General features: G+C 58.3%; 7 protein-coding genes. 2 read left to right on the forward strand and 5 right to left on the reverse strand.

All coding sequences use genetic code 11. The features are described 5' to 3' along the window. Positions 1–501: 501 nt before the first annotated feature. From EI291_RS15205 to EI291_RS15225, 5 genes are all read right to left on the reverse strand, one after another. Positions 502–1,776 carry a M16 family metallopeptidase gene (locus tag EI291_RS15205; protein ID WP_240635568.1) on the reverse strand — a complete coding sequence of 425 codons (1,275 nt, stop codon included), beginning with the start codon at positions 1,774–1,776 and terminating at the stop codon, positions 502–504. Positions 1,777–1,788: 12 nt separating this feature from the next. After that, positions 1,789–2,988 (reverse strand): type IX secretion system outer membrane channel protein PorV, encoded by a 1,200-nt coding sequence (porV, locus tag EI291_RS15210; protein WP_125421700.1) that lies wholly within the window; start codon positions 2,986–2,988, stop codon positions 1,789–1,791. A 50-nt stretch (positions 2,989–3,038) separates the two neighbouring features. After that, a complete protein-coding gene (porU, locus tag EI291_RS15215; protein WP_125421703.1) occupies positions 3,039–6,965 on the reverse strand; it encodes a type IX secretion system sortase PorU in 3,927 nt (1,308 codons plus the stop codon). A 174-nt stretch (positions 6,966–7,139) separates the two neighbouring features. After that, positions 7,140–7,838 carry a CDP-alcohol phosphatidyltransferase family protein gene (locus tag EI291_RS15220; protein ID WP_125421706.1) on the reverse strand — a complete coding sequence of 233 codons (699 nt, stop codon included), beginning with the start codon at positions 7,836–7,838 and terminating at the stop codon, positions 7,140–7,142. Between the two features lie 77 nt (positions 7,839–7,915). Continuing rightward, on the reverse strand, positions 7,916–8,551 hold the full coding sequence (locus EI291_RS15225; protein ID WP_125421709.1) for an MBL fold metallo-hydrolase: 636 nt from the start codon (positions 8,549–8,551) through the stop codon (positions 7,916–7,918). Positions 8,552–8,703: 152 nt separating this feature from the next. Between EI291_RS15225 and EI291_RS15230 the strand changes: the two genes are divergently transcribed. Together EI291_RS15230 and EI291_RS15235 are read left to right on the forward strand one after the other, a co-directional pair. After that, a complete protein-coding gene (locus EI291_RS15230) occupies positions 8,704–9,816 on the forward strand; it encodes an NAD(P)/FAD-dependent oxidoreductase (RefSeq protein ID WP_170172670.1) in 1,113 nt (370 codons plus the stop codon). 10 nt (positions 9,817–9,826) lie between these two features. Beyond that, positions 9,827–13,156 (forward strand): PD40 domain-containing protein, encoded by a 3,330-nt coding sequence (locus EI291_RS15235; protein ID WP_125421715.1) that lies wholly within the window; start codon positions 9,827–9,829, stop codon positions 13,154–13,156. Positions 13,157–13,221 lie beyond the last annotated feature (65 nt).

Here is a 13,221-nt window from a genome sequence, read left to right on the forward strand (position 1 = left end):
CGCCCCGCGGCGTTCCCCTCATCCGGGAATGCGCGGGGCGTGTTGCGTTTGGGGCTCTTCCCTTACCCCCCCGGTGGTACGGTCGCCGCGCGCCTGGCCGCTTGCTGTCTACGACCACCCGCGTAGCTTTCGGGGGCGTGCGGGGTATGATCATATATTCCATATCCAGCGACTACTGTTTTAAGACGGGACCACTTGATATGCGTTGTGGCTTTAATGGTTAGAATTGATCTTTGAAGTTTGCCTGTGATTAGTCCTTAGATTACACTCTATAGTACTCGTCTCGTACTCATTGTGTATGGAGATTGGTCGGCAAGTATTCGAACGCGGGCTTTGATAGATTACACAGCATGTGTTATCGTTTGAATATCACTACACGTTTTAATGACCGTGTCTGACTCTTGATATCATAGATAGGATGTCTTATAGCAGTTGTACTGCCCACATAATAAGAAAGCCGACTAATTTAGTCGGCTTTCTTATTATGTGGGCAGTGCTTGTTTATGGGCCTACAACTACCTGAATCATCTCCTCTGGAGAAAGGTACTGTTGGGCCAGTTGTTGGAGTGTGGCTGCTCTTACTGTTTGAATGTGACCGATGAAATCTGAGTAGTAGGTATTGGGTAGATTGTAGAAAACAAGATTCTTGTACTTGTCACACTGCTCGAATACGGTGCTGAGCTCATTCGCAAACTTGCCTGCCATGTAATTCTTGACAGTCTGGAGTTCGGTGTCGGGGATGAGTTCTTCCTGCAAGCGGCGTAGTTCAAAATGGATTTCGTGGATAGCATTTGTAGCGTTGGCACCATTAACATCGGAGCCGATGACAAAGCTGGTAGCATGCTCTCTGGGGCCGACGCTGGCATAGATGCCATAAGTAAAGCCTTTGTCCTCCCGAATATTTTTCATCAGGCGTGAGCCAAAATAGCCGCCTAATACCTTTACCAGTACCTGCAGTTCATGCGTCTGTGTATGGTGTAGGCTGGGCCAAAGGCGTCCAATCCGGAGGGAGGCTTGCATACTGCCGGGTACCGTGAGAGCATCCTGTATCGGAGCACTTACGGGCTGCGGAGCTGCAGTCGTCAACTGTGGAGATTTGCTATCGGTGGGAGAGCCTAGCGCTTGGCTAACTGCTGTATCGTGGGTAGCATCAACATCACCACACAGGAATATTTCGGCTTCGGAGAACCGGTACGCTTGCTGGTGGAAACGGCGCATATCCTCCGTGGTTACCTGTAGAAAGGCCGACTCATTGAACTTTACGCCGTAGGGGTGATGGGCGCCAAACAGGTTGTTTGAAAACTGTTCTGCCGCCAGGTAGCTGGTTTTTTGTCGCTCAACCTGCACGTTCTGGATAGTGCGGGTTTTGAGAAGCGTTGCCTCTGTTTCCGGAAAGGTTGGTTCGGTTAGAACGTCAGCTACCAGTGGCAACAGTTTGCTAAGATGACGGCTAAGGCAATACAGTGTTAGTGTGGCCCGGTCGAAGCCCTGTTCACATTCCAAAGAGGCACCATAAAAGGCTACTTCGTCGGCAATCTGGCGGGCGGTGCGGGTGCGGGTGCCTTCCAGCAGCATACGGGCCGTGAGCAGGGAAATTCCCAAAGCAGGCTCGGTAAATTTTCCGGCTTTAAACACTACCTGTAGGCGCACAACGGGCTGGGCACTGTTGCGCATGATGTGCAGACGGGCTCCGTTAGGGAGCGAAAACACGTCAGCCGCGGGCAGCTTTACACTGGCCAGCGGCTGAACGGGAGGAGCGACTGTGCGGTCGAGCATCAAGAAGTTGAATTAGTTGGTCGGGCTATCGGAGCCACCGAAGGCTTCGCTGAGTTCGTTGAAGTTAAAGTGCAGTGAGATGCGCAGCGTCTGGGCAAGGGGGTTGGCTTTGGAGTTGGGCACTAGGTAAGTACCATCGACACCGAATACCTGATAGCGCACGCCGGCACCGAAGCTGAGATACTGACGGTCACCCTTCATAGGGTTTTCGTAGAAATAGCCTACGCGGGCCATCAGCAAATCGTTGTATGTATACTCCAGACCGCCGGAAATATTGATTTCCTTCATTTCTTCGCTGAATCCACCGGGAGCGTCGCTGAAGGAACTCGTGATGCCGCGCACGATGCCATAGTTGGCGCGTTTCAGGTTTTCGGCGACTACCGGGGCAGCCGTGCGGTCATCAGTGGGGTCATTCTTGTCGTAGTACGGAGTAGGTACCAACAGCTTATTGGCATCAACCGTCAGCGTAATTTTATTGTACGCATCTAACTCCTTTGTAATAGCGGTGCCCAGCTTGAAATTGGTCGGCAGGAAGTCGGGTTGGTTACCATCGGTGTAAGCTATTTTGTTACCAATGTTGGACACAGCAGCGCCAAAAGCCAGGCTATAATCTCCGGCGCCAATAGTGAGGTCAGTGGTGTAGTACGCACCGAGGTCAACAGCAATGGCATTGCCGGGCTTGGTATCGGCAGTGCCGCCGGTGAGGTTGGAGCGAATGTAGCGGGCATTCAGGCCCACGCCGAAATTGTCGCTTAGCTTCTGGCCGTAGCCAACGGTAAAGGCGTATTCCTTCGGGTTGAAGGAGCCATTGGGCTGGTTGGTGGAAGTGCGGTAGTCAATCTGACCCAGGTCAAAGTACATCAGATTGGCCGAAATGGTCGACCGGTCACCAATTTTGCTGGTACCGCTTAGGTAAGCCAGGCCCATATCGTTGGCAATACTAGCCAGCCAGGGAGTGTACGATGCTGCCGCGCTGTACTGATACCGGACGAAGCCCAGCTTGCCGGGATTGTAGTAACCGGCATTGGCATCGGGGCTGATGGCTACGCCGGCTTCACCGAGAGCCGACGAGCGGGCGTCGGGGCTGATGGTGAGGATGGGAACAGCGGTGGTAATGGCATTGACCCGGCTCTGGGCGTGGGCCGCCGTGGCGGCAAAACCCAGCAGGCCGGGCAGCAACACAGAGCGCAGGGACAGTTTCGGCAGTGTCATAAAGGGGGGTGAAGAATGGAGGCGGAAGGTAGGCGAAAAGCCGCAGTTGATTAGTTAAGCAAAACCAGTTTTTCGTATTTCGAGGCCGTGAAGGTATCCTTGCCATCTACGGACCGGGTGCGTACGCTCACGCGGTACACGTACACGCCACGGGCCAATTGGTCCTGGTAGTCGTCGCGGCCGTCCCAGCTGATGGATGAGACGTGGGAGCCGCTGCCGAATGCAGAGCCCTGCAGCGTACGCACCAGCTTACCCGATACCGTGAAAATCTGGACCTGAATATCAAGGTCCTCGCCCTGGCGGTTGTGGTCGAAATGAAACGTAGTAGTGCGGGCGAAGGGGTTGGGATAGTTGAGCACGTGCTGGAGAGCCAACTTCTCGGTAGGCGCAGCCACAAACTCTACGGTCCGCTCGGCGGAGTTATTCCACGTATCCCAGGCTTTTACGCGCAGCTCGTGGGGGCCGGCCGCCAGGTCTTTGAACCGATACTCTACGCGGCCCACCTGAAAGCTGTCGGTTTTGGCGGTGTAGAAGGAATTCAGGATGGTTACCTTACTGGCGTCGCCATCCAGCGTCGCCGTCAGGTCGTGGCCGATGCCGGTGCCGGCGGTATTGATACCACTCTCGTCGCGGAGGTTACCCAGCAGGGTAGTGGTAAGCCCGGTGAGGCCGCCAAACACAAACTGCTCGTTATCCATGAACAGGCGGATGCGGGGCGGAATCGTGTCGCGGTAGGCCAGGGCAGCGGCATCCCCTACGCCAATCAGTTGCTGGCCGTGCGCATCGGTGCGGTTAGCCGCATCAGAGGCATATAGGCTGATTTTGCCCAGACCTACGCTGTAGTTGATGTCTTTGGGAACCACAAACTGCAGCTTGAACTGACCACCGCGCACCGTAGCCGGACCATCGTAAATAATGTTTTCACGCACACGAATCGACGTGGTATCGGATTCGTTGCCCAGCGTTACTATGCGCATCTTTTTCTCGAATACCTGCACATTGGCGGTACCCGTGAAGCTGCTGTTCAGACGGCCGTTCTGCCGCACTTCGCCTTTCATTTCAACCTGCTGAAGCGCCTTGAGCGTATCGGCCTGGGTAGCGGGCTTACCGTTGATGGCGGTGACTACCGCCATTTGCTCGGGGTAGGCCAAGCGCATGGATGGGTCGCCGAGCAGGGCGTAGTTGCGGTTGTTGTCGCCGGCTACGGCAATGTTCTTGGCAATGCGACAGATGTCGCCGATGCGGGGCATGGTTCCATCGGCGCGGGGCTTGAACAGGTCGTTGAAGAACTCAATGGCCAGCGCCTGGTTTTTATCGGCGTACACGACTCGTGTGGTGGTGAGCAGACCGATGGAGCCGCCGCTGATATCCGTGAGAGACTGTTCGCCGGCGGAGGTGAATTCCGGGTTGTCGTAGGTGCTGAAGTCGCAGGTGCCGGTGAACAGGAACGGCAGCATGGTGGAGTTCTGCAGGCGCTGCACCGAGCTGATGGTCAGAATCTGCTCATCGGCCCAGCTGCGGGGGCTGCCGTGGCCGATGTAGTTAATCACCAAGGAGCCTTTCTCGAAAGCATCGTCCACCGCCTTTTCGGCCGCTGCAGAGCGTTGGCCGGCCGCCACCGTTACCTGCGGATACATATCCAGGTACTGCTTGTAGACGTTGTAGCTGCGTGCCGTCGCGGCGGTATCAAGGGGCCGGGTTAGCTGCTCGCTGTAGTAGCTGAACAGGTTGCCGTCGCCATCATCCGTCACGAACGAAAGCCGGTTGCGCCATTTGCCGTAGCTGGCGGGCGAATCGTAGCCGATAAGCTTATTGGTGACAAGCGTTGCCTGGTCGGTCGTGCGTACCGGCAGACGACCCACGGCAATGTCCATCAGCTCATTGCTGGTATTCGGTAGCCAGGCACCTTCATTGTCATCGAGCAGGCCGTAGTAGTCATCGGAAGAATAGGTGAGCCCCTGCGCATTCTGGCGGGCTCCCATTACCAGGTCAAAGCTTTCTACCGATTCATACACCGGTACAAAGTTCTGGTTGATTTTATTGCTGTTGGCCGGCAGCCGGTCTTTCCACCAGTCGGGGAGTTTGCTGACGTCGTTGGTGGGGTCGGCTTTGTAGTCGTAGGATGCGTCGCCGAAAAGCAGCAGGTACTGGCGGCGGCCGGTGGTGTTCCGGTCATACACCATTTTCATAAAGTCGCGAATGGCAGTTACATCCTGGCCGCCGGAACCAAACTCATTATATACCTGCGAGGTGGTGACTACCTGCGTGGTGAGGCCATCGTGGGTGGTGCGGTGAGCCGCCAGCTTATTGGCGGCCGTCAGAAACGCCGGATGCGTAAGAATCACCAGCTCCAGCTTGCCGTCGAGGTTCAGGGCGTGCAGGTTCTGGTTGCCGACGCGGCCGAAGCCCCGGGGCGTAGGAAAGCTGCTGCCGCTGAACGCTACAAACTCCCGCACCGAATCGGTACGGGCCAGGAACGTGCCGGCGGAGTGCGTAACTGCCGCCGGGCGGCGCGGATTGGTAACATCCCAGATGGTAACACCAGCGGCATTAGCCACTTCAAACTGGCTGATGGCCGTAGGTCCAATGTTGGCGAGGGAGCGAAACTCCAGGGCACTGCCGCCGAAGCGAAGCTGCCGCTGGGCATTCAGCTCCAGGTAGTCCAGAAAACCGCGGGCCGACGGGTCGGTGCCGCCGTTATAGGTCAGGCTGACCTTGATTTCGGAGGGTGACGTAGCTGGCACCAGGTAGCTTAGAGGGCGCAGGTCCGTATTGGCTACTTCGGGGTAGCAGCCATAACCGCCGGTACAGTTGAAGCCCGGTACCACTTGCGTAGCAGAGTTCTGGCCATTGATGCTGGTTTGGAAAGTGGTGGCCGCCGTAGAGGAAGCCACCACCGAAGAGGTAACCTGCACCGTGGAGCCCGGCACCAGGTCGGCTACGCTGAACGAGGCATCGTGCTGCAGGCCCGTTGCCGCCGAAAACGTTTCGCCTACCCACACCCGGCCCGATTTTGCCAGGTTCTGCAGCTCCCGCTCATAGAACTGCCGCTCATTGAAGGTAGTAACGCGGCCCGTAGCAGTGCCGTTGACGGTTGGCGCTGCGGCCACGCGCCGCCCGGCTGTGGGGCCTACCGTCAGAAAGTAGTAAGCGGTATCGGTGTACGGGTTGAGCTGATGTTTGAATAGCGTGGTCTGTCCGTCGCGGACCCAGGTATGCGGACCGCGCGCATAAAACAGGAAGTACTCGTTGTCGTCGAAAGTCGGGTTGCCGTCGCCTACAAACTGCAGGGCGTTTTCGGCCAGATCATCGGGGCGGTACGCGCTGTTGGCCTGTGGCAGAGTGCCCATAGCATTGCCGTACAGGCGCAGGCGGCTAGGGTCCAGGCTCTGCACATTCAGGCCCAGGCCGCTGAGCGTTGCTTTGTCGAGCTTGTAGATACCGCTGCCCGCAACGCCAATCTTGAACCAGTCGCCCTGGTTGAGCACGGATGTACGCGTGTACACACGGCTGGCCGTGCCGCGCTGCGCGGCCGTTGTGTAGGCGTAGGCGAAGGACACCAGCTTCTCGGCCTGGCCGGTTTGCGGATTGCGCCGCAGGGGCCGCACGGCCAGTAAGGTCACCTGCTGCTTCACCTCAGTGCCCGGAATAAGCTCCAGCGCCGGCGTGGCAGGCAGGGCTGCCAGATCCAGCTGCCGGGCATCGGCTGCCGAAACGGCCTCATATACGGCATCCCGCAACTGGCCCTGGCCCACGGTGCCGGTCAGGCGCAGCTGGAAGGTACCCACCTGCTCATTGCGACGAAAAGAAGCACCCCGAAAGGACGGTACCAGCCGTTTCTGGCCTTTCAGTGCTACCGGCTCAGTGCCCGTCCAGGTAATGCGGGCCCGCACCACTTGCTCCGACTGTGCCCAGGCTACCTGCCCGGCCACACCCAGAACCAGCGTCAGAAACCACCGGAACGTAAAATACCGCATACGCAGAACGTAAAATCAACTAAATGACAACAGCTTTGGAGGGGCAACAGGCCGGGCCGCAACACAGTTCAGCCGGGGCTATTTAACTGCTCACTCTCAGAATTATTGCAGCGCTGCCGCAAAAAATCCAGTTACCTGATAAACGCCACACAGGCCCTTGCCGGATTGCGCGACTCAGGTATGCGCCGGCTTGGCCGGGCTGACTACCGACAGCAGTACGTACAACAAAATAATGAGCGGAATGGCAGCCGCCCACAGCCATGCCAGCAGCCCCACGCTCAGCAGCAGAAACACAAACCGCACCTGGTTATCCTGCCAGCGGAAGGTTTTGAACTTGAGCGCAAACAGGGGCAACTCCGCCACCAGCAGGCCCGAAAGCAGCAGCGTAAGGCCCAGCAGCACCCACGGGTTGAGAACAAAGGGGCTGAGGGCGAACCGGTCGTTGGCCAGAATCAGCGGCAGCGAGGCCACTACCAGCGTGCAGGCCGGCGTAGGCAGCCCGATGAAGGAATCGGACTGGCGGGTGTCGTTGTTGAACTTGGCCAGCCGCAACGCCGAAAACACGGTAATAATAAAACCGGCATACGGTAGCCAACCCGGCAGCCCGGCACCGCTCTGGCGCAGCAAATCAAACATGAATGCTCCTGGTACCACCCCAAACGACACGACATCGGCCAAGGAGTCCAGGTCTTTGCCGATGGGGGAAGAAACGTGCAGGGCCCGTGCCAGCAAACCATCAAAAAAATCGAACACGGCGGACAGGCCAACGAAATAGGCACCGGTTTCCAGGTCGCCGGCAAAAATGTGGCACAACGCCAGGCAGCCGGAGAAGAGGTTGAGGCAGGTAACGGCGTTTGGAAGGTGTTTTTTCAAGGGATTGGAAAACTTGAAGACGTAGAGCTGGTGTGAGGTGCCAAAATTCCAGGATGCCGGCAAAAGACGGCAGGCGTTTAGTTCAGAAATGGGTTGCTGCGCCGCTCCTGGCTAACAGTAGTGGCCGGGCCGTGGCCGGGGTACACCACTGTATCGTCGGGGAGGGTGAGCAGCTGTGTTTTAATGCTGTCAATCAGCGTGGCGTAGTCGCCGCCGGGCAAATCGGTACGGCCGATGCTGCCCTGGAACAGCACGTCGCCCCCGATTACAGTACTGGTGGGGGCATGATAAAAGATAACGTGACCCGGTGCGTGGCCCGGCGCAAACCGCACTTCCAACTCCGTTTCGCCGAAGCGAATCGGTTCACCGGGTGTCAGAAAACCGGTGGGCTCAGCGGGATTATACTTCGGAAAGCCGTAGCTGGGTGCGTAAGCCGGCACCGAGCGGAGCGTGCTCAAATCGGCCTCATGAATGAGGAAAGGCACTTGGTAGGTGTCGAGTACGAACTGATTACCAAATACATGGTCGATGTGGCAGTGCGTATTCAGAAGCAGGACTACTTGCAAACCCTGCGCTTCAATAAAGCTCCGCAGCACCTGTTGCTCGGCCGGCTCGTAGCAGCCGGGGTCGATGATGACGCACTGGCCGGTGGCATCGTGCAGCAGATAGGTATTCTCGGAAAAGGCGTTGAACGTGAAGCCGGAAACAGTCATAGCAGGAAATGAAACGTGGCCGGAGCCACCGGCGCATTTGGGAGGGTAAGTTACGCAAGTGTACCGGAGTGGCAGGCCACGCGCCCTGTTCGCCGCTTGCTTTATTCCGCTTTCCATTATCACTTCATCACTCTTTCCCTACCTTGCCCCCTATGATACGCGTTGAGTATGTACTGGTGGGGTTTGGTATTGCCGGGGCCACGCTGGCGGCGGAGCTGCGCAGCAGGGGCCGGCAGGTGCTGGTGCTGGATGCCCCGCAGCCCGATTCAGCCTCGCGGGTGGCGGCCGGCCTGATGAATCCCGTGGCGGGCAAGCGGTTCGCGCTGGCCTGGCGGGCTGAGGAGCTGCTAACCGCCGCCATTGCCTTTTATCGGGCTCAGGAAGAACGACTGGGGCTGCCGTTTCTGCGCGAAATGCCCATCATCAAGCTGTTTTCCTCGGTGCAGGAACAGAATACGGTGCTGGCGCGCAGCGCCGACCAGCCCTGGCAGGATTTTGTGGAAAACCCTACCGGAGCCCTGCCCAAACTCCCCGGCGTGGAGCAGGAACTGGGCGGGCTCCTGATTCGGGGCGGCGGCTACGTATTGATAGAAGAACTGCTGACACAGCTCACGGCTCAGGGCTTGCGGGAAGGATGGCTGCGGCACGAGGCATTCGATTGGACCCGTCTGGTTGCCACGGAGGATGGCGGCTTTGTATATGATGAGCGGGTGCAGGCCCGGCACATCATCAGTTGCGAAGGGGCGGCTGCCGTGCATAATCCATATTTCCACTGGCTGCCCCTGACGCCTAACCAGGGTGAGGTGCTGGATGTAGAATGCCCGGAGCTACCCGAGGGAGTTGTGTTCAACAAAGGAGCTTACGTGCTGCCGCTGGGCAGCGGAAAGCTGCGCGTAGGCGCTACCTACCGCTGGCCCCCATTCGCCGAGGGCACCACCCCCGAGGCGCTTGAGGAACTTACCCAACGGCTCCGCGGTATTACCAGTCTACCGTTCCGGGTAACCGGACAACGGGCCAGCGTACGGCCAGCCGTGCGTGACCGAAAACCCCTGTTGGGTACTCATCCGGATGCGCCGGGCGTGCACATTTTCAATGGGTTCGGCTCGAAGGGAGTGATGATGGCTCCCCGGTTGGCCCAGGTAATGGCCGACTGGCTGGAAAATGACGTAGAGCCCTGGCCCGAAGTCAATATCCGGCGGTATTTTACGTTATATTCTTCCGCGTCGGCAGTTGCCGGCACACGCTCATCTGCCTCTCGCCTTTAGCTTTCAGTATATGAAGCACGTGTCCTTACTATTCCGGCCCCGCGTGAGTGGGCCGGCCGGCCTGGCAGCCCTGCTGCTGGGCTTGCTGCTTTCCGGCGAAACTGTACAGGCCCAAACGGCCCAGGAACCGTTTGGCCGGGTACGGCTGCAATACAAGGAGTTTAACTGGCAGCAGTTCAGTACCCAGAATTTCAACATCTACTATTACGCGGGCGGCGAGGCCAACGCCCGCCACGCGGCCGAATACGCCGAAAAAGAGCTGCAGCGCATCACGGGCCTGATTGGGTACTATCCGTACTCTAAAACCACCATCATGCTCTTCAACTCCGTCGGCGACCTGCGGCAGAGCAACGTGGGCCTGAACAGTGACAAGTACCAGACCGGCGGCGAAACCTCGCTGCTGCGCATGACCAAAGTGCAGATTGCCTTTCAGGGCCAGCAAACGCGCTTCAAGCAGGATTTGAGCAACCGCATCACGCAGGTGCTGCTCAATGATATGATGTATGGCGGCTCGCTGAAGGAAGTTATCCAGAGCAGCTACCTGCTGCAACTGCCAGACTGGTTTATCGGCGGGGCCTCGGCCTACGCGGCCCAGGGCTGGAGCGTGGAAATGGACGACTACATGCGCACCATGACCAAGGAGCACGAGGGCAACCGCACGGCTCCATTCTTCGTGCGCAACCCCGAGCTGGCCGGCCAGAGCGTGTGGAACTACATTGCGGAGCGCTATGGCTACACCAGCATCCAGAATATTCTGAATCTCACGCGCATCACCCGCGACGTGGAAGTGGGCATCAGCTCCTCGCTGAACGTGCCCTACAAGGTGTTCCTGAAAGACTGGCTGGGCTACTACCGGCAGCTGAATGCGCAGCCGCGCACACCGTACCAGGAGGCCGACGAGAAAAACAGTCTGGCGGGCCGCAACCGCAAAAGCATGGTGTACAGCCAGCCGGTAATCAGCCCCAATGGCCAGCGCCTGGCCTACGTGCAAAACGACCAGGGCCGCTACCGGGTGCTGGTGGTGAGCAAGGACGGCAAAGGCCGCGACAAGATTCACCGGAGCGGCTACAAAACCCCTGACCAACAGGTGGAAACCCGGCTACCGGTGCTGGCCTGGCGCGGCAACGGCCAGGTAGCAGTGGTGGAAGAAGAGAAAGGCCAGCTGGCCCTGCAGCTACGGGAGGCTGATGGTGGCGTGCGCAACGTGGTGGCCCGGCTGAAAAGTCTGCTGCCCAGCTTTGGCCGCCGCGCTTCCCTGCTCAGCCAGTTTTCGCAGGTAACCGACCTGAGCTACTCGCCCGATGGCAAGTCGTTGGTGTTTAGCGGCGTACGCAACGGGCAAAACGACCTGTATCTGCTGCGGGCCGGCAGCCGTACCCCCGAAAAGCTGACCAACGACGTGTTTGATGACGTAGAGCCCACTTTCCTGCCCGGCGGCGGCGGTATTGTGTTCAGCTCCAACCGGTGGCTTGACTCGGCGGGTACTGCCAAAGGCAGCTTCGGAGCCGTGGTGAACAACTACGACTTGTACCTCTATCACTTGGATGGGCGGCCGCAGCCCGTGGAAATGCTGGTCAATACCATTTCCAACGAAAGCCGGCCCCGGGCCATATCCGACTCGGAAGTGCTGTTTGTGAGTGAGGAAAGCGGGGTGCGCAGCCTCTACCGCCTCACGCTGGCCACCAAACAATACCAGCCCGTAACCAGCTTCCTGGCTAACATCAAGGATTATGATTACAGCGCCGCGAGCAGCACGCTGAGCTTCGTGGCGGCGGAGGATGGGCGCGACAATATCTATTTGTACCCTAACTACACGCTGCCTACGGGCCTGACGCTGTTCAAAACGGCCCGGCAGGAAACGCTGGAGGACCGCTCGAAGCCGGCCAAGGCTGCCGCGCCCAACCGGCCCGGTCCAACCGTCGCCAACGCCACCCAGCAGAATAGCGGGCAGCAGCCGGCTGCTCCTCAAACGCCGGCTCCCACGCAGGAAACAGTCCCACAATCGGCTAAAAAGACCGATAACCAGGTCAATACCGACGCCTACGAGTTTGACGAGGATATTCCGGCCTCCCGGGCTTCTCCTACGATAACCAAGCGGCGGGCTGCCACGGTAGTAGCTCTGCCCAAAGCAGCTCCGGCCGAGGCCACGGCCCTCACCGGCCCGTTCCGCTACGACACGCAGTTCAGCATCGATAACGTGGTATCCACGCTGTACTCTGATCCGCTGCTGGGGCTGGGGCTGATGGGCCAGGTGAACATGTCGGACCTGATGGAAAATCACCGGATTCAGGCGGGCATTTTCGCCCTGACCGACTTGCGGACCAGCAACATCTTCGCTGAATATACCAACCTCAAGCACCGCTACGACTGGAGTGTGCGTTATCAGAAGCAAGCGTATTTCATCAACCCGGAGGGGCTGGGCCGGGTACGCTATGGGCGGCACGAAATTGCTCCTACGCTGGCGTATCCGCTCACGCACAATCTGAGTGTGCGCCTGGGGCCTCGCTTCGTGAGCGTAAGCCGCAAGATTTATGCTGATCTGAGCAACTCCACCGACCGCACCAATAACTATCTGGGTGGTGAAGGTGAACTGGTGTTCGATAACTCCATTGCCACAGGCGTGAATATGCTACAGGGCACCCGCATGAAAGCCGGCGTAACGCGCCTGTCGGACCTGGACGGGCACGGCACCAGCTTCACCAAGATTTTTGTGGATCTGCGCCACTACCAGAAGCTGCACCGTCAGCTGATCTGGGCCAACCGGGCCAGCTTCGGGCAATACATCGGGGGAGGTACGGCGCAACCGTTCTTCCGGCTGGGTGGCATGGACAACTGGCTGAACTACGACTATAACGACAGCCAGTTCATCACGGCCGACAAAACCCAGGCCCTGGACCCCACTCAGCTGGACCCCACCCAGATGTTCTACCAGCAGTTCGTTACCAACCTGCGCGGGTTTGACTACAGCAAGCGCATCGGGCAGAAATACGTGTTGTTCAATTCGGAGCTGCGCCTGCCCATTGTGCAATACCTCTCACACCGGCCCATCGAGTCGGGCTTCTTCCGGAATCTGCAGCTCACGGCTTTTGGGGATATGGGTACCACGTATTCCGGTGCCAACCCGTTCAGCGTAAACAACTCCAACAACACCCAGACCAAGGAGGAAGGCGCCTTTAAAGCATCCGTCATCAATTTCACCAACCCCATGCTGTACGGCTACGGAGTAGGCATGCGCACTACCATGCTGGGCTTCTACGTGAAGGGAGACCTGGCCTGGGGGCGGGAGCAGTACAACAACACTGGCCCGAAGCTGTACGTGACGCTGGGATATGACTTCTAAATAGTATAAGTGCCGCATCAGCCCCATAAGGCTGATCGAACACCAAACGCCCGGCAGATATCTGT

It is taken from the genome of Hymenobacter rigui (assembly GCF_003944715.1).
GTDB classification, from domain to species: domain Bacteria; phylum Bacteroidota; class Bacteroidia; order Cytophagales; family Hymenobacteraceae; genus Hymenobacter; species Hymenobacter rigui.